General features: G+C 67.1%; 18 protein-coding genes and 1 other RNA gene. 13 read left to right on the top strand and 6 right to left on the bottom strand.

Annotated features, from left to right (window positions below):
• Positions 1–8: 8 nt before the first annotated feature.
• From LZ686_RS15095 to LZ686_RS15085, 3 genes are all read left to right on the top strand, one after another.
• Positions 9–1,415, top strand: coding sequence for an alanine/glycine:cation symporter family protein (locus LZ686_RS15095; RefSeq protein ID WP_194885138.1), 1,407 nt, complete (start codon positions 9–11; stop codon positions 1,413–1,415).
• A gap of 75 nt (positions 1,416–1,490) precedes the next feature.
• Positions 1,491–2,573 carry a phenylalanine--tRNA ligase subunit alpha gene (gene pheS, locus LZ686_RS15090; protein WP_349548327.1) on the top strand — a complete coding sequence of 361 codons (1,083 nt, stop codon included), beginning with the start codon at positions 1,491–1,493 and terminating at the stop codon, positions 2,571–2,573.
• Positions 2,574–2,657: 84 nt separating this feature from the next.
• The gene (locus tag LZ686_RS15085) at positions 2,658–3,215 is read left to right on the top strand and encodes a hypothetical protein (protein WP_349548326.1); all 558 of its coding nucleotides are present in this window, start codon (positions 2,658–2,660) and stop codon (positions 3,213–3,215) included.
• Positions 3,216–3,218: 3 nt separating this feature from the next.
• Here LZ686_RS15085 and LZ686_RS15080 read toward each other — a convergent pair whose 3' ends face one another.
• Positions 3,219–3,521 carry a TM2 domain-containing protein gene (locus tag LZ686_RS15080; RefSeq protein WP_349548349.1) on the bottom strand — a complete coding sequence of 101 codons (303 nt, stop codon included), beginning with the start codon at positions 3,519–3,521 and terminating at the stop codon, positions 3,219–3,221.
• A 204-nt stretch (positions 3,522–3,725) separates the two neighbouring features.
• Entirely contained in the window at positions 3,726–4,952 is a 1,227-nt protein-coding gene (locus LZ686_RS15075; protein ID WP_349548325.1) for a hypothetical protein, read from the bottom strand.
• Between the two features lie 171 nt (positions 4,953–5,123).
• Between LZ686_RS15075 and pheT the strand changes: the two genes are divergently transcribed.
• Positions 5,124–7,511, top strand: a complete 2,388-nt coding sequence (pheT, locus tag LZ686_RS15070) for a phenylalanine--tRNA ligase subunit beta (protein ID WP_349548324.1) — start codon at positions 5,124–5,126, stop codon at positions 7,509–7,511.
• 78 nt (positions 7,512–7,589) lie between these two features.
• Here the strand turns inward: pheT and LZ686_RS18850 are convergent, their stop codons facing one another.
• The 3 genes from LZ686_RS18850 to LZ686_RS15060 all read right to left on the bottom strand — a co-directional run bounded on the left by LZ686_RS18850 (position 7,590) and on the right by LZ686_RS15060 (position 9,786).
• A complete protein-coding gene (locus LZ686_RS18850) occupies positions 7,590–7,676 on the bottom strand; it encodes a small membrane protein YohP (RefSeq protein ID WP_127899305.1) in 87 nt (28 codons plus the stop codon).
• 102 nt (positions 7,677–7,778) lie between these two features.
• Positions 7,779–7,875, bottom strand: an RNA gene (ffs, locus tag LZ686_RS15065) — signal recognition particle sRNA small type.
• A 51-nt stretch (positions 7,876–7,926) separates the two neighbouring features.
• On the bottom strand, positions 7,927–9,786 hold the full coding sequence (locus LZ686_RS15060) for a bifunctional 2',3'-cyclic-nucleotide 2'-phosphodiesterase/3'-nucleotidase (RefSeq protein WP_349548323.1): 1,860 nt from the start codon (positions 9,784–9,786) through the stop codon (positions 7,927–7,929).
• 332 nt (positions 9,787–10,118) lie between these two features.
• Here LZ686_RS15060 and LZ686_RS15055 point away from each other — a divergent pair, with 332 nt between their 5' ends.
• Positions 10,119–10,577, top strand: coding sequence for a hypothetical protein (locus tag LZ686_RS15055; protein ID WP_046000145.1), 459 nt, complete (start codon positions 10,119–10,121; stop codon positions 10,575–10,577).
• A 6-nt stretch (positions 10,578–10,583) separates the two neighbouring features.
• Here LZ686_RS15055 and LZ686_RS15050 read toward each other — a convergent pair whose 3' ends face one another.
• Positions 10,584–11,444 (bottom strand): prephenate dehydratase, encoded by an 861-nt coding sequence (locus LZ686_RS15050; protein ID WP_045981499.1) that lies wholly within the window; start codon positions 11,442–11,444, stop codon positions 10,584–10,586.
• A gap of 120 nt (positions 11,445–11,564) precedes the next feature.
• On the opposite strand from LZ686_RS15050, the gene LZ686_RS15045 reads away from it, so the two are divergent.
• The 8 genes from LZ686_RS15045 (at position 11,565) to LZ686_RS15010 (ending at position 21,509) form a co-directional block, all read left to right on the top strand.
• The gene (locus LZ686_RS15045) at positions 11,565–12,098 is read left to right on the top strand and encodes a c-type cytochrome (RefSeq protein WP_046000146.1); all 534 of its coding nucleotides are present in this window, start codon (positions 11,565–11,567) and stop codon (positions 12,096–12,098) included.
• A 142-nt stretch (positions 12,099–12,240) separates the two neighbouring features.
• On the top strand, positions 12,241–14,097 hold the full coding sequence (locus LZ686_RS15040; RefSeq protein ID WP_349548322.1) for an extracellular solute-binding protein: 1,857 nt from the start codon (positions 12,241–12,243) through the stop codon (positions 14,095–14,097).
• Positions 14,098–14,199: 102 nt separating this feature from the next.
• A complete protein-coding gene (locus LZ686_RS15035) occupies positions 14,200–15,282 on the top strand; it encodes a microcin C ABC transporter permease YejB (protein ID WP_046000148.1) in 1,083 nt (360 codons plus the stop codon).
• Complete coding sequence (locus tag LZ686_RS15030; RefSeq protein WP_045981503.1) at positions 15,282–16,385, top strand: ABC transporter permease; 1,104 nt, start codon at positions 15,282–15,284, stop codon at positions 16,383–16,385. Before LZ686_RS15035 ends, LZ686_RS15030 begins: the two co-directional genes overlap by 1 nt.
• 59 nt (positions 16,386–16,444) lie before the next feature.
• A complete protein-coding gene (locus tag LZ686_RS15025) occupies positions 16,445–18,079 on the top strand; it encodes an ABC transporter ATP-binding protein (protein WP_349548348.1) in 1,635 nt (544 codons plus the stop codon).
• Positions 18,076–19,299: a glycosyltransferase gene (locus tag LZ686_RS15020; protein ID WP_349548321.1), complete on the top strand. Its 1,224-nt coding sequence runs from the start codon at positions 18,076–18,078 to the stop codon at positions 19,297–19,299. Before LZ686_RS15025 ends, LZ686_RS15020 begins: the two co-directional genes overlap by 4 nt.
• Before the next feature lie 33 nt (positions 19,300–19,332).
• Positions 19,333–20,742 (top strand): cysteine--tRNA ligase, encoded by a 1,410-nt coding sequence (gene cysS, locus LZ686_RS15015; RefSeq protein ID WP_349548320.1) that lies wholly within the window; start codon positions 19,333–19,335, stop codon positions 20,740–20,742.
• Complete coding sequence (locus LZ686_RS15010) at positions 20,739–21,509, top strand: squalene/phytoene synthase family protein (protein WP_349548319.1); 771 nt, start codon at positions 20,739–20,741, stop codon at positions 21,507–21,509. The genes cysS and LZ686_RS15010 overlap by 4 nt, the downstream gene beginning before the upstream one ends.
• The last annotated feature ends 56 nt before the right edge of the window (positions 21,510–21,565 follow it).

The following is a 21,565-nucleotide window of genomic DNA, read 5'->3' as shown; positions in this document are numbered from 1 at the left end:
AGAACGCCATGACCGCCATCATCGATTTCCTCAACACCATCTTCTGGGGCTATGTGCTGATCTACGGCCTGCTGGCCGTGGGCATCTACTTTACCCTGCGCCTGGGCTTCCTGCAGTTCGTCCACTTCGCCGAGATGTGGCGCTGCGTTCGCGGATCGGGAGAGACGGACAAGGACGGCATCACCCCGTTCCAGGCACTGTCGGTGTCGCTGGCCAGCCGCGTGGGCACCGGCAACATCGCGGGGGTCGCGGTGGCACTGACGCTGGGCGGGCCGGGCGCGATCTTCTGGATGTGGATGGTGGCGCTGGTCGGCATGGCCACGGCCTATGCGGAATCGACGCTGGCGCAGCTTTACAAGGTGCACGGGTCGGACGGGATGTATCGCGGCGGACCGGCGCAATACATCGCCCGCGGCCTGGGCCTGCCCTGGCTGGCCGCACTGTTCGCGGTCGCGCTGATCGTCGCCTTCGGCCTGGTGTTCAACGCGGTCCAGGCCAACTCGATCGCGCAGGCGGTCGAGGGCGCCTTCGGCATCGGCGCGGGCATGGTCGGCATCGGCGTGGCGATCCTGTCGGGCATCATCATCTTCGGCGGCATCCCCCAGATCGCGCGGGCGGCCCAGTTTATCGTGCCGATCATGGCGGGTCTGTACCTGCTGGCGGCGGTCGTCATCCTGGTGATGAACATCACCGAGGTGCCGGGCATCCTGGGCGGCATCGTGCGTTCGGCCTTCGGCCTGCAGGAGACCGTGGGCGGGGTCGCGGGCGGCGTCGCGGCGGCCATGCTGAACGGGGTCAAGCGCGGCCTCTTCTCGAACGAGGCCGGCATGGGCTCGGCCCCCAACATCGCCGCGGTGGCAGTGCCCAACCCGCATCACCCCTCCAGCCAGGGCTTCGTGCAGGCCCTGGGCGTCTTCATCGACACCATCCTGGTCTGCACGGCGACCGCGGTGATGATCCTGCTGGCCGATGTCATGCCTTCGGACCAGCTGACCGGGGTGAACCTGACCCAAGCCGCGCTGACCGACCATTTCGGCGGCTTCGGCCAGATCTTCGTGGCGGTGGCGATCTTCTTCTTCGCCTTCACCTCGATCATCGGCAACTATTCCTATGCCGAGAACGCCATCGTCTATCTGGGCGCGGGCAAGCCGGGCATCATGGTCCTGCGGCTGGCGGCACTGGGAATGGTGGTCTGGGGCTCGCTGCAGGCGGTCACGACCGTCTTCAACTTCGCCGATGCCAGCATGGGGCTGATGGCCACGATCAACCTGATCGCCATCGTCGCGCTGTCGGGGACCGTCGCGGTCGTCACCCGCGACTATCTGCGCCAGCGCAAGGCCGGGCACGAGCCGACCTTCCGCATCGGCGATCACCCCGGCATCGCGCCGGGCGTGAACCGCGACATCTGGAAATAAGGCGGCACGGGCGCGCGGTCTTTACCCCGCGCGCCCGGCCATGCTAACGCGGGCGCAACCAGGAAAGGCCCCGCGATGGACGATCTGACCCCCCTGCGCCAGCAATGGCTGGACCGCATTTCTGCCGCCTCCGACCCTCAGGCCATCGAGGACGTGCGCCTGTCCGCGCTTGGCAAGAAGGGCGAGCTGAGCCTGATGATGCGCGAGCTGGGCCGCATGTCCCCCGAGGAGCGCCAGACCACCGGCAAGGCGCTGAACCAGATCCGCGACGAGATCGACGCCGCCCTGCGCGCGCGCAAGCTGGCGCTTGAGGATGCGGCGCTGGACGCGCGTCTGCGCGACGAATGGCTGGACGTGACCCTGCCGGGCCGTCCGCGCCGCCAGGGGTCGATCCACCCGATCAGCCAGGTCACCGACGAGGTCACCGCGATCTTCGCCGACATGGGTTTCGCCGTCGCCGAAGGGCCGCAGGTCGAAAGCGACTGGTACAATTTCGACGCCCTGAACATCGCCCCCGAACATCCCGCGCGGCAGGAGCACGACACCTTCTTCATGCACCGCGCACCGGGCGACGACCGTCCGCCGCACGTGTTGCGCACCCACACGTCGCCGGTGCAGATCCGCGCCATGCAGGATCACGGCGCCCCGGTCCGCGTGATCGCGCCGGGCCGCGTCTATCGCATGGACATGGACCAGACGCACACGCCGATGTTCCACCAGATCGAGGGCGTGGCCATCGACCGCGACATCAGCATGGCGCATCTGAAATGGACGCTGGAGGAGTTCTGCCGGGCCTTCTTCGAGGTGCCATCGGTCGAGCTGCGCTTCCGCGCGTCGCATTTCCCCTTCACCGAACCCTCGGCCGAGGTGGACATCCGGTGTTCCTGGGAAGGCGGCCAGCTGAAGATCGGCGAGGGCAATTCCTGGTTGGAGATCCTGGGTTCGGGGATGATGCATCCGCATGTCCTGCGCTCTGGCGGGATCGACCCGGATCAATGGCAGGGCTTTGCCTTTGGCATGGGCATCGACCGGATCGCGATGCTGAAGTATGGAATTCCGGACTTGCGGGCTTTCTTCGAAAGCGATCTTCGTTGGCTGCGCCACTATGGGTTTGGGGCCGGTGATGTGCCTAGTGTTAGCGGTGGGTTGAGCAGATAATATTTTAGAACACTCGAAACTAAAAGTTTATCAAGCTTTTTGTTAGTTATGTCTTGATATAATTTTAATTTGAAAAGGCAAAATATGGTTAGTTATTGGGTTCTGATTCCAGCAGTCCTTGCTTCGGCAACGGCCATATGGGTAGCGTATTGGGTTTATCCTCATCAAAAAGAGTTGGACCGTGCTATTCAGATCAGAACAGAAAAAAGATCCTCAATTATTGAGTATTTAGAATCTTCGCAAGATTATGTCGATAGTTGGAATCGCCGCGAACGCGACGATACAGTAAAGACACAAGCAAGGTTCGAGGCAGCAACCAGAAAACTTATGCTTTTCATCAGCAATGATGAGGTAAGCGCGCTCAAGGAGAGCTACAACGCGGCCAAAGATTACGGAAAATCGGTTTCTAAGTGGGCCAAAGCGAAATTGGATGGAAAAGATGAAGACCGGAAAAAATATTATGCTGATCGAAAGTTAAACTGGGAGAAATGGCAGACTTCCCGCAACAATTTCATTGCGGTTTCAAGAGCTGAGTTTACTCGGGGAAGCCCAGAATCAGATGAAGTGATAAAATTGCTAACATCGGGAAGCATATTAAAACTAGAAGATAACGCCGAAAAGGACGTCGCATCCATAGGCTAAGCGTTACCACCGCAACCGCCGCCGAATATCCTCCCGATCCCCCCGGATCATCCCCGGAATGAGGAACAGGTCGATCACGCACCAGATCGCGATAAAACCGACCGCCGGCCAGCCGATCAGGATCGGCACCGTCAGCCAGCCCACGCCCCAAATAGCCAGCATGATGAACCCGCTGATCCAGCGGCCCAGATACATGCGGTGCACGCCGAACCCCCACAGGAAGATCAGCAGCAGATAGGCGATCAGCGGCGATTTCGCCTCGTTGGCCACCCGCTGCTCGATCAGCAATTCGCGCTGCACATCCATCCGCAAGGCTCTCCTGTTCCATGTCGCGCCCACCATCCGGGCGCATTGCAAAGATAGGAACGCCCCGCCGCCACGCAAGATCCGCACCGCAGAACCCGACGGACCCTGCGCGCGGTCAGTGACCCCGCGATGCCCGCGGCGTTCCGGCAGTACCGCCGACCACGGCGCCGTGCCCCGGGCCGATCGGATCGACAGCGTCCGCGGTCACTCGACGCGCTCGAACCGCTCGAACACCAGGCCCACGGGGCGGATCGGCGCGCCGGGCTGGTCAGGGCGGTTCACGTCGGTCAGCGCCATCCGGTACTCTCCGGGTTGCAGCACCACCGGCCCCAACCGGGCGTCCACGCTGCCGTCCCTGTCGTCGGCCTGCGCCACGACCGCCCCGTCCCGCGAAAACAGCGCCAGCTTGGCATCGACGCCGACCAGTTCGCCATAGGCGCTGACAATCAGCGCGGTCTCCTGGTCCAGGGTGAAGGTCAGCCATTGCGCGGTGCCGTCCTGCAGGACGACCGTCTCGCGGTCGGCGGCCAGGTCGATGGCCTGCATCGGATAGTCGCCATCCGTGGGTGGGGCCAGTTCGCCCTTGCGCCAGGCGGTGCGCAGATAGCTGTCGCGGTCCAGCGCCTCGACGCTGACGGTGATCGTGCCCTCGCCCGAGGAGATCGGCGCGACACCCAGGCAATAGTCGCCTCCGGCCAGACCGCTTGGGAAATCGAGGCGCGCGTTCAACCCGTCGGCATCGTCGTTGGCGGCGATCTGCGTGCCCGACCCGTTGAACAGGATCATGTTCGGGTCCAACCCGCCGCTGACTGCGCGCAGGGTCACGGAGGCGCTGCCGTCCAGCGCGAATCGCAGATAGCGGACAGTGCCGTCCGTCTGCGCCTCAACGGGCAGGGCGGCGTTCAGCGGCCCCTGGCCCAGGGTCTCGGCAGGCGTTTCAGGGGTGCAGGCGGCGATGGTCGTGTCCACGGGATCGACCAGCAGGGCGTGCATGTCGGGACGCGTCAGCTGGACGGTCGCGGTCATGTCCGCGTCCCCGACGGGGATCAGCCGCACGCAATAGTCGCCCGGTCCGACGGACTGTTCGATCCGCGAATTCAGCCCGACCGCATCGTCGTTCTCGGCCAGCAGGTCGCCGTCGGGGGTTTCCAGCCTGATCGACGGGTCGCCGTCAGACATCGCCTCCAGCCTCAGGGGCTGCATGCCGCCCGTCACCCGGAACATCGCATAGGGGTTGGTGCCGGCGGTCGTGGTCATCTGCCGCGACAGCGCGGCCCCCGCCGCTGTGATATCGCTGGCATCGGGATCGTCGCCCAGCCAGGTGGCGGGCTGACCGGAACACTGCGGCTGGGCCGGGGCGTCCTGCGCCTGCGCGGGCAGGGCTGCCAGCAGCAGGAGGGGCAGGGGGGCAAGACGGGACATGAGACTCATGATGACACCTTCGGTTTGCTTCGCGCTACAGTTGCACCCTGCGCAGGGCCCGGCAAGCGTGGTGACGGGACGGGGATTCGGGGAAATCCGCTGATCCGGCTTGACCCAGGACGCATGGCACGGTTCAAGGCGGCAAAGTCCCCGCGCGGGCCGACCCGGAAGGCAGACGCCATGAAGTTCACCCTCTCCTGGCTCAAGGAGCATCTCGACACCACCGCGACCATCGACCAGATCGCCGAGGCGCTGACCGATCTTGGCCTGGAGGTCGAGGAGATCGCGGACCCCGCCGCCAGGCTGGGGACCTTTACCCTGGCGCGGATCGATCATGCCGAACAGCATCCCGATGCCGACCGCCTGCGCGTCTGCCGGGTGATGACGGACGAGGGCGAAAAGCAGATCGTCTGCGGCGCGCCCAATGCGCGGGCGGGCATCACGGTCGTTCTGGCCAAGCCCGGCGATTACGTCCCCGGCATCGACACGACGCTTGGCGTGGGCAAGATCCGCGGCGTCGAAAGCCACGGCATGATGGCCTCCGAACGCGAGCTGGAGCTGTCCGAAGAGCATGACGGCATCATCGAGCTGCCGTCCGGCGTGGTCGGTCAGCGCTTCGTCGACTGGCTGGCGCAGAACGCGCCGGACAAGATCGACCCGATGATCCACATCAAGATCACCCCGAACCGCCCCGACGCCCTGGGCGTCCACGGCGTCGCCCGCGACCTGGCGGCGCGCGGCCTGGGCACGTTGAAGGCCGTGACGGTCGATGCGGTGCCCGGCGCCTTTCCCTGCCCGGTGGGGGTGACCATCGACGCGGGCGTGGCCGCCAAGGCGCCGTTCTTTGCGGGCCGCGTGGTGCGGGGGGTGACGAACGGCCCGTCGCCCGCCTGGCTGCAGAAGCGCCTGCGCGCGATCGGCCTGCGCCCGATCAATGCGCTGGTGGACATCACCAACTTCTTCACCTTCGACCTGAACCGGCCGCTGCACGTATTCGACGCGGGCAAGGTCGCGGGCGACCTGATCCTGCGCGGCGCACGGGCCGGAGAGGAGCTGGTGGCGCTGGACGACAAGACCTATGCCCTGCCCGAAGGCGCGGTGGTGATCTGCGACGACAACGGCATCGAGAGCATCGCGGGCATCATGGGCGGCGCGGCATCGGGCGCGTCCGAGGAGACGCGCGACGTCTTCATCGAGGCCGCCTATTTCGATCCGATCAGCACCGCCGCCACCGGCCGCGCGCTGAAGATCAACAGCGATGCGCGCTATCGCTTCGAACGCGGCATCGACCCGGCCTTCACCCTGCCGGGGCTGGAGCTGGCTACGCGCATGGTGTTGGACCTCTGCGGCGGCGAGGCCTCCGAGGTGGTGAGTGCCGGCGCGCTGCCCGACACGAGCCGCGCCTATCGCCTGGACCCCGCGCGCACCAGCCGCCTGGTCGGCATGGATATCGACGAGGCCGATCAGCGCGCCACGCTGGAAGCCCTGGGCTTCCGGCTGGAGGGCGAGATGGCGCATGTCCCCTCCTGGCGTCCCGACGTGCTGGGCGAGGCCGATCTGGTCGAGGAGATCGCCCGCATCGCCAGCCTGACCAAGCTGCAGGGCAAGCCCCTGCGGCGGGCCCAGGCCGGGGTGCCAAAGCCCGTGCTGACGCCCCTGCAGGTCCGCGAGAAGACGGCGCGGCGCATGGCGGCGGCCTTGGGCTACAACGAATGCGTGACCTACAGCTTCATCGACCAGGCCTCGGCGGCGCTGTTCGGCGGCGGGGACGATGCGGTGCGCGTCGAGAACCCGATCAGCAGCGAGATGAGCCATTTGCGCCCCGACCTGCTGCCCGGCCTGCTGCAGGCCGCGGCGCGCAACCAGGCGCGCGGTTTCGCCGATCTGGCGCTGTTCGAGCTGGGTCCGGTCTTTTCGGGCGGAGAGCCGGGCGAGCAGGCGGTTCGCATCAGCGGGCTGCTGGTCGGCCAGACCGCGCCGCGCGATCCCTTCGGCAGCCGCCGCAAGGTGGACCTCTATGACGCCAAGGCCGACGCCGAGGCGATCCTGAACGCCATCGGCGCGCCTGCGCGTGCGCAGATCAACCGCAAGCTGGATGGCTGGTGGCATCCGGGGCGTGCGGGCAACATCGCGCTCGGGCCGAACGTGCTGGCAACCTTCGGCGAGATCCACCCCAAGGTCCTGCGCCAGATGGACGTCAAGGGGCCGGCCGTGGGCTTCACGATCCAGCTGGCCGCGGTGCCCTTCCCCAAGGTCAAGTCGCCCACGCGCCCCGCACTGGAGCTGTCCGAACTGCAGGCCGTCGATCGCGATTTCGCCTTCGTCGTGGATGCGGGGGTCGAGGCGCTGACCCTGGTCAACGCCGCCGCCGGGGCCGACAAGGCGCTGATCGCGGGCGTGTCCGTCTTTGACCAGTTCCAGGGGTTGGAGGGCGGCCAGAAGTCGCTGGCCATCACCGTGCGCCTGCAGCCGCGCGACAAGACGCTGACCGATGCCGACATCGAGGCGGTCAGCCGCAAGATCGTCGAGAAGGTCGAGAAGGCCACGGGCGGCCGCCTGCGCGCCTGATCCGTCCGGTCACGGACATGAAAAGACCCCGCCCGGTGGTCCGGGCGGGGTCTTTTCATGTCGGCCGTCCGGCGCGTCTCAGAAGATCAGCGACAGGATGCCGATCACGACCAGCAGGCCGATGATGAAGATGATGCCGGCGGCGCCGCCGATGAACTTGAGCATGTCGGTCTCCTGTTTGTTACGCAGGACAACCGGAAAGGCGCGCTGTTGTTCCCCGGCACGGGCCGCGCGGTGCAGGAAATCCGGATGATCATGCGGGGAAACGGTGAGAGGCTGGACAACGACCCATGCGGGACTCGTTACGGCTGCTTCCTTCCGGACCTGACCGATTTGGCGAGGCGCTTGCCCGCGCCAACCTCTCGGGCGCACAGATAGGATGGTCGCGCGGCGGATGCAAGCCCATGCGCACGGCTTACAGCGACAGGCGCATCACCGCGAAACCGTCCTCGTTCAGTCCCACGCCCTGCAGCCGGTCTGGTTCGGGCAGGGGACGGTCCAGCGCGGCGGGCGCTGTCTCGAACAGGACGGTGGTGCCGGGCTGGGGCGCGAAGGCCCAGTTGGGCCGGGCCGGAATGCGGACGCGCCGCAGCTGTCGGACATAGCGGCGCAGAACGTCCAAAGTCAGCGCGTCACGGTCCAGGATCACCCGGTTGCACGAGACCAGCGGACTGAACAGCCCGCAGCTTGCCAGCCGATACGAGTTCGTGGCCAGCACGAAGGCCTGGTCGTCCGCGACGGGCCGGGTCTGCCAGGTCAAATCGCGGATGCGGTGGGCATTCGGGTCCGCAAGCCGCCCATCGGGGTGAAACCGCGCCGGGGCGGACAGGTCGATCCGCCAGCTGACCCCGTCGATGACATCAAAGTTGTAGGCCGGAAACTCGGGGTTCAGCAGCGGCGCGTCGCGCGCGCCGGGCTGGACGCGATGAAACAGGCTGGCCGAACGTTCCAGCCATCCCCGCAGCTGCGCGCCCGTCAGGCGGATGGCGGTGATCCGGTTCGGAAAGGAGTAGAGGTCGGCCAGGTGCCGCAGGCTCAGCGTGCCCGCCGGGACGTCGGTGTAATGCTGCGGCCCGCCCCGCCCCCCGGCCCGATAGGGCGCCGAGGCCGATAGCACCGGCAGGTCCGCATCCGGCGTGCCCGCCAGCCGCTGTCGGACATGCCAGCGCTGTGCGAGGTTCACTAGGCGCAGGCCACAATCATGGCCGATCACCGCGAAATGGCTGTTCAGGGGTTGCGCCGTGCGGCCGATGCGCGTGGACAGCTGCCGCAGCGTGGCCTTGTGCGCGGTCGCCACCTGGCGCGCCACCAGCACCGCGGTCGGCATCGCCGGCGTGACCGATTCGGCGCGCACGGCAAAGCGGTCGATCGCCAGCCCGCCATCCGCACGCCTGGCAAAGCGCAGGTCGATCACCCCCAGATGCGATCCGCCAAAGCCGGGCATGACCGCGGGCTTGCCCGCCAGCGTTCCCCGATCGGCGTCGATGCCGGGGCGGCCGCGCCAGCGGGGGCCGGGAAAGACCTCGTGCGTGTGGCCGGCGATCAGCACGTCGATGCCGGGCAGGGCGGCCAGCGCATGGGCGGCATGCTCCATCCGGGGCAGGGGCTCGGGGCCGCCGATGCCGCTGTGGGCCAGCGCCACGACCAGATCGACCCCTTGGGCGTGCAGCCGCGGCACCAGGCGGCGGGCACAGTCCAGGATGTCGTCGCTGCGCATGACGGCGCGCAGGTCCTGGTCCCATTCCTCGGTCTGGGGCGGCAGAAAGCCGATCACGCCGATGCGCAGCGGCAAGCGGTTGCCCTGCGGGTCGGTCAGCTCACGCTCGATCACGCAGGTGGCGGCGAAATCGGCGCCGCGGCGCACGGTCAGGTTCGCGGCCAGCATCGGAAAGCGCGCCCGTGCCACCGCGCGCCGCAGGAAGGGCAGGCCGAAGTTGAAATCGTGGTTCCCCAACGCCGCCGCGTCATAGCCAAGCGCGTTCATCGCCGCGATGGCCGGGTGGGTGCCGGCGAAGGGTCCGCTGCGCCGCGCGACCAGGTCGCCCATCGGACCGCCCTGCAGAAAATCGCCGTTGTCCAAGAGGATGCTGGCATGCGGCCCGGTCCGCCGCGCCTCGATCAGCGATGCGGTGCGCGCCAGCCCGATCCGGTCCGACGGACGATCCGCCAGGTAATCGTAGGGCAGCAGGTGCATGTGCAGGTCGCTGGTGGCCAGGATGCGCAGCGTCATGCCGTCCGGGGGCGGATCATCCGCGGCCGTTGCGGGCATTTGCATCGTCTTCCTGTCAAACATGTGATCGCCCGACGCCGCGTTGCGCATGCCGTCATGTCCTTTCCGGGCACGGACGACATACCGATACCATGCTTACTGTATACAATTCGAACCACACAACCAAAGATTGAAGAACGCACGCTTTATCAGGTCATTGTGGCACAGAATTTCACAAATCCGAAACGTTGCGATGAATTCGGGCGCGCCTTGGTTTTCGGGTGCCATGATCGCCGTTTGGTAATCCCCCGGTTGAACCTGCCGCACGATCCGGATTATCTGCCAAGGGAGGGGTCGGCGGTCCTGGCCGCCCCGGATGGGTCATTGGGTCGTTTCAGATGAAGTTCTCCACGCGGATCGACACGGACCTTCCCGCGGAACGCCTTTTCGAGGTGGTCGGGAATTTCGACGCGCTGGAACGGATGGTGATCGGCCGCGGCGCAACCGTGGCGCGCATCGATCCGTCGAACGAACCGGGGATCGGCATGGGCTGGAACATCGGGTTCGACTGGCGGGGCAAGGCGCGGCAGCTGCGGCTGGCCGTCACGCGGTTCGACCGCCCCGAACAGATGATGATGGCCGGTCATTCCGATGCGCTGGACCTGACGGTGGTGGCCACCGTCGTCGCGCTGAGCCGCGTCAAGTCGCGGCTGATCTTCGAGACCGAGGTCCGCCCGCGCAACATGAAGGCCAGGCTGATGCTGCAGACCGCCAAGCTGGGCAAGGCGCAGCTTGACCGCCGCTATCAGCGCCGGATCGAGGATTTCGTCCACCAGATGCGCAACTTTGCCCGCTAGGCGGGATCAGTCCGCCATGCTTGCCTGTCGCTGCGTCTCGCGCAGCGGATCGGCCGGATAGACGCCCAGGATGTCCAGGCTGGAGGTGAAGTAGCGCAGCTCGTCCAGCGCCCGGGCGACGTTCGCGTCTTCGGGGTGACCCTCGATGTCGGCATAGAACTGGGTCGCGGTGAACACGCCGTCGACCATGTAGCTTTCCAGCTTGGTCATGTTCACGCCGTTCGTCGCGAACCCGCCCATCGCCTTGTAGAGCGCCGCCGGGATGTTGCGGACCCGGAAGACAAAGCTGGTCAGCATCCGCTCGGCGCGCCGGCTGTCGTCGGCCTGGCGCGACATGATCAGGAACCGCGTCGTGTTGTTCTGCCGGTCCTCGATCCGGTCGGCCAGGCGGTCCAGACCATAGATCTCGCCCGCCAGGGGCGCGGCCAGCGCGGCCAGCGACGGATTGCCGCGCGCGGCGACCTCCTTGGCGGAACCGGCCGTGTCGGCCCCGGTGATCGCGTGGATGGCGTTCCGGCGCAGGAACCCGCGGCACTGGCCCAGCAGGACGGTGTGGCTCATCGCCTCGCGGACCTGATCCAGGGTCGTGCCGGGCACGGCCAGCAGGCTGATATGGACGCGCACGAAGGCCTCGTCGATGATGCGCAGGCCGGATTCGGGCAGCAGGTGATGGATGTCGGCCACCCGTCCATAGGTCGAGTTCTCGACCGGCAGCATGGCCAGATCGGCGTCGCCCGCGCGCACGGCCTCGATCACGTCCTCGAAGGTGCGGCAGGGCAGGGCCTCCATTCCCGGGCGCGCGCTGCGGCAGGCCTCGTGGCTGTAGGCACCCGGTTCTCCCTGGAACGCGATGCGATTCGTGGTCATGGCCGGGCCCCCGCTGTTCTAAATTTGAGCGTGCCGGGGTAACTATACCTTGATCCTTGAAAGCGAAAGCGGATACATACCGCACGACCTGACGAGCTTACCAAGGCGGGACCGCACGCGATGTTCAATACGATGACCCTGACCAAGGCAGCCGGCGCCTTCATTGGCGCGCTGCTGTTTTTGATGCTGGCCAACTGGGCGGCCAGCGGCCTGTTCACTGTCGGACATGGCGGCGGTCATCACGGCGACGAGGAAATTGCGCAGGCCTATACCATCCCGGTCCCGGAAACCGTTCCCGCGGGCGAAGAGGAAGCGCCGCTGGACTTTGCCGCGCTGATGGCCTCGGCCGATGCGGCCGCCGGCGAGCGTGAATGGGCCAAGTGCCGGTCGTGCCACGCCCTGGACGGCAGCGACGGAGTCGGCCCGCACCTGAACGGCGTCGTCGGACGCCCGACCGCCAGCATCGACGGGTTCAGCTATTCCAGCGCGATGACCGAACATGCGGCCGAATACCCCACCTGGGATCCCGACCACCTGCAGGCGTTCCTGGAGAACCCGCGCGGCTTCGTCTCGGGCACCGCGATGAGCTTTGCGGGCATCCGCGATCCGCAGGCCCGCGCCAACCTGATCGCCTATCTGGAAACCAATCCCTGATCGGTCCCGCCCGACCGTGCGCCATCCAGAAAACCCCGGCCCGGCGCCGGGGTTTTTTCATGGCCCGCGTTCACGAAATCGCGGCTTGAAGCCCGGCCCCCCGCTGGCCTAGCCTCTCGCTGGTCCAGACCGGAGAGACGACATGCGCCACGCCGCCCGCTTTGCCACGCTGCTTCTTGGGATCGCCGTGGTCCCAGCCTGGGCGCAGGACGCGGCCGGCGATCCGACGGTCATCAAGACGCATGGCATCGCCACCTTTGGCGAGCCCGCACTGCCCGCGGACTTTCCGCATCTGCCCTACGTGAACCCGGACGCGCCCAAGGGCGGCGAGATGTCCCAGCACGGCATCGGCACCTTTGACAGCTACAATCCCTACACGTTCCGGGGGCGGGCCACGGCGCCGTCGGTGATGATGCTGGAACCGCTGATGGAGTCGGTCCTGGACGATCCGTATTCGATGTACTGCCTTCTGTGCGAGACGGTCGAATATCCCGAAAGCCGCGACTGGATCATCTTCAACCTGCGCCCCGAAGCGCGTTTCAGCGACGGCAGCCCGCTGACGGCAGACGACGTCCTGTTCACGTTCGAACTGCTGCGCGACAAGGGCTTTCCGTCCTACAGCGAGGCGCTGAAGACACGCGTCGCCAGTGCCACGGTGCTGGACACGCACCGCATCCGGTTCGATTTCATGCCCGACATCGAACGCCGCGACGTGCTTGGGCTGATGGGCAACCAGTCGATCTTCTCGCGCGCCGAGTTCGAAGCGACTGGCCGTGACATCCAGCAGACCAGCACGACGCCGTTCCTGGGGTCCGGCCCCTATGTCTTCGACAGCGCGGATTTCGGGCGGTCGATCACGATGCGGCGCAACCCGGACTATTGGGGCAAGGACCTGCCCATCAATAAGGGCCGGCACAATTTCGACACCCTGCGGTTCGAGTATTTCGGCGATTTCGACGCGGCCTTCGAGGCGTTCAAGGCCGGCATCTATACCTTCCGGGTCGAGCCGTCCGAACAGCTGTGGTCGACCGGCTATGACTTTCCGGCGGTGGCGGCGGGCGCCGTCATCAAGGAGGAGATCCCCGACGGCGTGATCGCATCGGGCGATGCCTGGGTCTTTAACCTGCGGCGCGACAAGTTCAAGGACATCCGCGTGCGCGAGGCGATCGGGCTGATGTTCAACTTCGAATGGTCGAACCAGGCGCTGTTCTATGGCATGAACACCCGGCTGGACAGCTTCTGGGACAACAGCGACCTGCAGGCCGAAGGCCCGCCCACGCCTGAGGAACTGGCGCTGCTGGAACCCGTCGCGGCCGATCTGCCGCCAGGCGTGCTGACCGACGATCCGGTCTCGGCCCCGGTCAGCGGCGAACGCCAGCTGGACCGCGGCAATGCGCGCCGCGCGGCGGCGCTGCTGGACGAGGCGGGCTGGACGACCGGCACGGACGGCATGCGCCGCAACGCCGCAGGCCAGACGCTGCGGGTCGAGTTCCTGGACTTCAACCAGAGCTATGACCGCATCGTGAACCCCTATGTCGAGAACCTGCGTGCGATCGGCGTGGACGCGGTCCTGTCGCGGGTTGATCCGTCGGAACTGACCACCCGCACCCGCAGCCATGATTTCGACATCGTTCGCGACAGCCTGGGCAACGGTTACGGTATCGGCGGCGGCACCGCACAGGCCTTTGGGTCCGAGCACAGCGACGACGTGTTCAACCCGATGGGCCTGGCCAACCCCGCCATCGACCGCCTGATCGAGATCGGCAGCGCCGCCACGACGGACGCCGAGAACCGCGTCGCCATCCGCGCGCTGGACCGGGCGCTGCGCAGCCTGCGCTTCTGGATCCCGCAATGGTACAAGCCGGTGACGACGGTCGCCTATTGGGACGTCTATGACCGGCCCGAGACCCTGCCCGCCCTTGGCCTGGGGGTCACGGACTTCTGGTGGTACGACCAGACCCGCGCGGACGAGCTGCGGGCGGCGGGCCAGCTGCGCTGAGACGGCGATGCGCTTGATTTCCCGGCGCGGATTGCCGACAAGCCCAGATAACGACAAGGCCCCGCCAAGGGGCACGGACCCAACGGGGAAGGGCATGCGCTGATGGGCGCCTACATCTTGCGGCGACTGCTGCTGATCATCCCGACCCTGATCGGGATCATGGTGGTGAACTTTACCCTGACGCAATTCGTCCCCGGCGGCCCGATCGAACAGATCGCGGCCCAGGTCCGGGGCGAAGGCGACGTGCTGGGCAACCTGGCCGGCGCCACGGCCGACAGCGCCGAACAGCTGGGCGGCGATGCGGGATACGAGGGCGCGCGCGGCCTGCCCCCCGAATTCATCGCCCAGCTTGAAAAGGAGTTCGGCTTCGACAAGCCCCCGGTCGAGCGGTTCTTCTCCATGATGTGGAACTACATCCGCTTCGATTTCGGGACCAGCTGGTTCCGGTCGATCAGCGTGATGGACCTGGTCGTCGAGAAGATGCCGGTCTCGATCACGCTGGGGCTGTGGTCGACGCTGATCGCCTATGTCATCTCTATCCCGCTGGGCATCCGCAAGGCGGTGCGCGACGGATCGCGCTTCGACACCTGGACGTCGGGCGTGATCATCATGGCCTATGCGATCCCAGCGTTCCTGTTCGCGGTCATCCTGATGGTGCTGTTCGCGGGCGGCAGCTATTGGCAGATCTTTCCGCTGCGCGGCCTGACATCGGACAATTTCGCGGACCTGTCGGTCTGGGGCAAGGTCAAGGACTATGCCTGGCACGCGGCCCTGCCGGTGATCGCGGCCACGATCAGCAGCTTCGCGACGCTGACGCTGCTGACCAAGAACAGCTTTCTGGACGAGATCAACAAGCAGTACGTGATGACCGCGCGGGCCAAGGGGCTGACCGAACGCCGCGTTCTGTACGGCCACGTCTTCCGCAACGCGATGCTGATCGTGATCGCGGGGTTTCCGGCGATGTTCCTGGGCGTGTTCTTCGGATCAAGCATCCTGATCGAGACGATCTTCTCGCTGGACGGGCTGGGGCGCCTGGGCTTCGAGGCGGCGGTGCAGCGCGACTATCCGGTGATCTTCGGCACGCTCTACGTCTTCGGCCTGATGAGCCTGGTGGTCGGCATCCTGTCGGACCTGATGTACGTCTTTGTCGATCCGCGCATCGACTTTGAGAAGAGGGCGGGCTGATGGCGATGTCGGAACTGAACCGCCGCCGCTGGCGCAACTTCCGCCGGAACGGACGCGCCTTCTGGTCGCTGGTGATCTTTGCGGTCCTGTTCGTGACCGCGATGTTCGCCGAGATCGTGGCCAACGACAAACCCATCGTCGTCCGCTATCAGGGCGAACTGTACTGGCCCGCCTACAACTTCTATCCCGAAACCGCGTTCGGCGGCGATTTCGGGACCGAGGCGATCTATCGCGACGAGGCGGTGCAGTGCCTGATCGTGTCGGGCGGCCGCGAGGAGTGCTGGGACGAGCCGGAGGGCTTCATGGCGGCGGTGCGGTCGGGTTCGACCGATGTGCCCAAGGCCGAACAGGGCTGGATGATCTGGCCGCCGATCCCCTATCACTACCGCACCATCAACAACGTGGGCACCGCGCCCTCCGCGCCCGACGGCAACCACCTGCTGGGCACGGACGACACCGCGCGGGACGTTCTGGCGCGGGTGATCTACGGGTTCCGCACCTCGATCCTGTTCACGCTGATCGTGACGGTGGTGGCCTCGACCATCGGCATCACGGCGGGCGCGATCCAGGGCTATTTCGGCGGCCGCACCGACCTGGTGTTCCAGCGCGTGCTGGAGATCTGGGCTTCGACACCCAGCCTTTACGTCATCATCATCCTGTTCGCGATCCTGGGGCGCAGCTTCTGGCTTCTGGTCTTCGTCACCATCCTGTTCGGCTGGCCCGCGCTGGTGGGCGTGGTGCGGGCGGAATTCCTGCGGGCGCGGAACTTTGAATATGTCCGCGCGGCGCGCGCCCTGGGCGTCAGCGACCGCAAGATCATGTTCCGCCACATCCTGCCCAACGCGATGGTCGCCACGCTGACGATGATGCCCTTTGTCGTCACCGGCACGATCAGCGGCCTGGCTGCGCTGGACTATCTTGGCTATGGCCTGCCCGCCGGATCGGCATCCTTGGGAGAGATGGCGCTGCAGGCGAAACAGAACCTGCAGGCGCCCTGGCTGGCCTTCACGTCCTTCTTCACCTTCGCGATCATGCTGTCGCTTCTGGTGTTCATCTTCGAGGGCATCCGCGACGCCTTCGACCCCAGAAAGACCTTCCGATGAGCGATCAGCCCGTCCGCCCCGCCCCCGGCGCCCCCGTGGCCGAGAGCCATAGCGGCTCGATGCCCGGCGCACCGCAGGCGCGTCCCGTGCCCGCCCCGTCCAGCGATGCCGTGCTGGCGGTCAGCGACCTGCGCATCGGGTTCCGGTCCGAAGGTGTCCTGACCGCGGCCGTCAAGGGCGTCAGCTTTCACATCGACCGTGGTGAGACCGTGGCCCTGGTGGGCGAATCCGGGTCGGGCAAGTCGATCACGGCGCTGTCCACCGTGCAGCTGCTGGGCGCCTCGGCCGAGGTCCAGGGGTCGGTGAAATACGCGGGCCGCGAGATGGTCGGCGCATCGGACCGCACCCTGCGCGACATCCGCGGCAACGACATCAGCTTCATCTTCCAAGAGCCGATGACCTCGCTGAACCCGCTGCACACGCTGGAAAAGCAGCTGTCGGAAAGCCTGGCGCTGCACCAGGGGCTATCGGGCGCCAAGGCGCGGGCGCGGATCATCGAACTGCTGACCCGCGTCGGCATCCGCGACCCGGAAACCCGCCTGGCCGATTATCCGCACCAGCTGTCGGGCGGTCAGCGTCAGCGCGTGATGATCGCGATGGCCCTGGCCAACGGTCCCGACCTGCTGATCGCGGATGAACCCACCACGGCGCTGGACGTGACCATCCAGGCCCAGATCCTGGCCCTGCTGGCCGAGCTGAAGGCCGACGAGGGCCTGTCGATGCTGTTCATCAGCCACGATCTGGGCATCGTGCGCCGCATCGCCGACCGCGTCTGCGTGATGAAGGACGGAGAGATCGTCGAACAGGGCGCGGTCGAGGACATCTTTGCCCGGCCCCAGCACCCCTATACCCGCAAGCTGCTGGCCGCCGAGCCGACCGGGCAGGCCGATCCCATAGCCCCCGATGCGCCGGTCCTGGTCGAGACGCGCGACCTGAAGGTCTGGTTTCCCATCAAGCGCGGCCTGCTGCGCCGCGTGACGGGGCACGTCAAGGCGGTGAACGGCGCGACCCTGTCGCTGCGCGCGGGAGAGACCCTGGGCATCGTCGGCGAATCGGGATCGGGCAAGACCACGCTGGCCCTGGGCATCATGCGCCTGATCGAGAGCGACGGCCCGATCCTGTATCTGGGCCAGGACATCCAGGCCTGGACCAGCGGCCAGCTGCGCCGCCTGCGCCGCGACATGCAGATCGTGTTCCAGGACCCCTATGGCAGCCTGTCGCCCCGCATGACGATCGAACAGATCATCACCGAGGGCCTGGGCGTGCACGGGGTCGAACCCGGCCGGGACCGCCGCCAGCTGGTCACCGAGATCATGACCGAGGTCGGGCTGAACCCCCAGATGATGCACCGCTATCCGCACGAATTCAGCGGCGGTCAGCGCCAGCGCATCGCCATCGCCCGCGCGATGATCCTGCGCCCCAAGGTCGTCGTCCTGGACGAGCCGACCAGCGCGCTGGACATGACCGTGCAGGTGCAGATCGTGGATCTGCTGCGCGACCTGCAGCGGAAATACGGGCTGGCCTACCTGTTCATCAGCCATGATCTGCGCGTGGTGCGCGCGATGGCGCATCACATCATGGTCATGCGCGCCGGAGAGGTCGTCGAACATGGCAGCGTCGCGCAGATCTTTGATGCGCCCCGGCAGGATTACACCCGCGCCCTGCTGCGCGCGGCCTTTCCGATCCACGAATGAAGATCCTGTTCGTCCACCAGAACTTTCCGGGCCAGTTTCCGCATCTGGCCCCGGCCCTGGCCGCGCGCGGGCACCAGGTCCTGGCCCTGACGGATGAGAACAACCAGCGGCCCAGCCCGATCCGGACCCTGCGCTACAAGGCGCCGGCGGCGGTGCAGACCGACAGCGCCCTGGGCCGGACCTATGCGGACCATGCGGAACGCGGCCTGCTGGCGGCGCGAGGCGCGCGTGCGCTGCGCGACCGGCACGGATTTCACCCCGACATCGTCATCGGCCATCCGGGCTGGGGAGAGACGCTGTTCCTGAAGGAGATCTGGCCCCACGCGCGCCTGCTGGTCTATGCCGAGCTGATGTACCGCACCCGAGGCCACGACGTAGGCTTCGACCCCGAGATCAGCCCCGACCGGGACGAGGTGCGCTTCATGACCGTCGCGCGGTCGGCGCATCTGGTCCAGGCGATGGTGCAGGCCGAAGCGGCCATCGCGCCCACCCGTTATCAGGCCGACAGCTTTCCGCCCGAGCTGCGCGGCAAGATCACCGTCATCCATGACGGCATCGACACCGCCCGCGTGGCCCCCGATCCCGCGGCCCGCCTGACCCTTCCGGGTGGCACGATCCTGCGCGCGGGGGACGAGGTGCTGTCCTTCGTGTCCCGTTCTCTGGAGCCTTACCGCGGGTTTCACGTGCTGATGCGGGCATTGCCCGACGTGCTGGCGGCGCGCCCCGACGCGCAGGTGGTCCTGGTCGGCGCCGAGGGCACCAGCTATGGCGCCAAGCCGCGGGATGCGAACAGCTGGAAGGACAAGCTGCTGGCAGAGGTCGGCGCCCGGCTGGACCTGTCGCGGGTGCATTTCCTGGGCCGCGTGCCCTATGGCGACTATCTGTCGCTGATGCAGGTGGCGCGGGTGCATTGCTATCTGACCTATCCGTTCGTGCTGTCCTGGTCGCTGACCGAGGCGATGGCGGCCGGGGGGTATGTCGTGGCGTCCGATACCGAACCGGTGCGCGAGCTGATCACCGACGGGGTGAACGGGCGCTTGGTGCCGTTCTTTGACGGGCCGACCCTGTCGGCGGCCCTGATCCGCGGCTTGGCGGGCGACCCGCAGGCGGCGGCGATCCGCAAGGCGGCGCGGGCCACGATCCTGGGGGGCTATGATCTGGCGTCGCAATCGCTGCCGCGCCAGATTGCCTGGGTGGAAAGCCAGGGCGCGATGCGATAGACCCTTGGCCACGCTTGCCAAAAGGGCCGCATCATGACGCAGATCAGGCTGACCAACACCCGCACCCGCCGCAAGGAGGAGTTCGTCCCCATCGACCCGGCCAACGTGCGTCTGTATCTGTGTGGACCCACCGTCTATGACCGCGCCCATCTGGGCAATGCCCGGCCGGTCCTAGTGTTCGACCTGCTGGTGCGGCTGCTGCGGCATGAATACGGCGACCGTGCGGTCACCTATGTGCGCAACTTCACCGATGTCGACGACAAGATCAACGCCGAGGCGCAGCGCCGCCGTGCGGCCGGGTCCGACCTGTCCCTGGAGGCGCTGATCGCCGAGCGGACCGAGGAGACGATCGGCTGGTATCACGCCGACATGGACGCGCTTGGCGCGGCTCGTCCGGACCACGAGCCGCGGGCGACCGCCTATGTCGGCCAGATGATCGCGATGACCGCCGACCTGATCGCCAAGGGCCATGCCTATGAGGCAGAGGGGCATGTGCTGTTCGACGTGCGGTCCTTTCCCGACTACGGCACGCTGTCGGGCCGTTCGGTCGACGACATGATCGCGGGCGCGCGGGTCGAGGTGGCACCCTTCAAGCGCGACCCGATGGATTTCGTGCTGTGGAAGCCGTCCTCGGACGACCTGCCGGGCTGGGACAGCCCCTGGGGCCGGGGGCGTCCGGGTTGGCACATCGAATGCTCGGCCATGTCGGCGGCGCTGCTGGGGCCGCATTTCGACATCCACGGCGGCGGCATAGACCTGCAGTTCCCGCACCACGAGAACGAGATCGCGCAGAGCTGCTGCGCCCATCCCGGCGCGGGTTTCGCCAATGTCTGGCTGCACAACGAGATGCTGCAGGTCGAAGGCAAGAAGATGTCCAAGTCCTTGGGCAACTTCTTCACCGTGCGCGACCTGCTGGACCGGGGCGTGCCCGGCGAGGTGATCCGCTTTGTCATGCTGTCCACGCATTACCGCAAGCCGATGGATTGGACCGAGGCCAAGGCGCAGGAGGCCGAAGCCGTGCTTCGGCGGTGGCATGGGCTTGTTGCGGGCATCGAACCCGCAACAAGCCCGGCACCCGCGCTGATCGAGGCGCTTGCCGATGACCTGAACGCTGCGGGTGCCATCGCGGTGTTGCACGACCTAGCGGGTCGGGGGGACGCGGAGACGCTGTTGGCATCGGCCCGGATGCTGGGCCTGCTGCTGCCGGGCATGGGCGATTGGGCCCAGGCCGATGCCGGTGCGGCGGGCCAGATCGAGGCGTTGCTGGCGGCGCGACTGGCGGCGCGCCAGACCCGCGATTTCGCCCGCGCGGATGCGATCCGGGACGGGTTCGCGGCGGCGGGCGTCGAGGTCAAGGACACGGCCAAGGGGCCCGAATGGTCGCTGGCCGCGGGGTTCGATCCGGCACGACTGGCCGATCTGGCGCGGACCCACGGCACATGACCCTGGAGGCCTGCACCGAGGCACTGCGCCAGAATGACCCCGACCGGTTCGGTGCGGTGCTGGTGGCCGAGGCGGCGGACCGTCCGGCGTTGGTCACGCTCTATGCGCTGAACCTGGAGATCGCCCGCGCGCCGTTCCAGTCGGCCGAGCCGATGCTGGCCGAGATGCGGCTGCAATGGTGGATCGACCGGCTGGACCAGATGGGGCAGGGCACCGCGCCCCCGCTGCACGACGTGCTGACGCCCCTGTGGGAGGCTTGGGGGACCGATGCCGGCGCCCTGTCGCCCCTGGCCGAGGCCCGGCGCAGGGATTGCGAACGCCAGCCCTTTGACGGGCCGCAGGCGGTGCTGGCCTATGTCGACGCGACGGCGGGCGCGCTGATGTGGACCGCCGCGCGCCGCTGCGGCGCGCCCGAAGGCACGCGAGAGATCGTGGCCCATCAGGCCCGCGGTGCCGGTCTGGCCGCGTGGCTGCGCGCGCTGCCGCAATTGCAGGCAGTCCGGCTGGGGCTGGAACCGGCCCGCCCCGAGGACGCGCGGGCCTTGGCGGAACAGGCGCGCGACGGGCTGCGCATGGCCGCACGGATGCACCGCAAGCTGCCGCGCCGGGCGGCGGCTGCGCTGTATCCCGGCCCCCGCGTGCCGCGCCTGCTGTCCGAGATCATGGCCGGGCGCACCGATCCGTTCGAGGCCACCACCGCGATCACGCCGTTTCAGCGGCGCGCATCGCTGGCGCGGCTGGCGCTGACCGGGCATTGGTGGCGCTAGGCGGGCCAGAAACCTCTTTTCCTCGCGCGCGGCCTGTGACAGCAATTGCGAAAGGC

It is taken from the genome of Paracoccus sp. NFXS7 (assembly GCF_040148865.1).
GTDB classification, from domain to species: Bacteria; Pseudomonadota; Alphaproteobacteria; order Rhodobacterales; family Rhodobacteraceae; genus Paracoccus; species Paracoccus marcusii.
The sequence above is the reverse complement of the archived record's forward strand: the minus strand, read 5'-3'. Positions and strand labels throughout refer to the sequence as shown.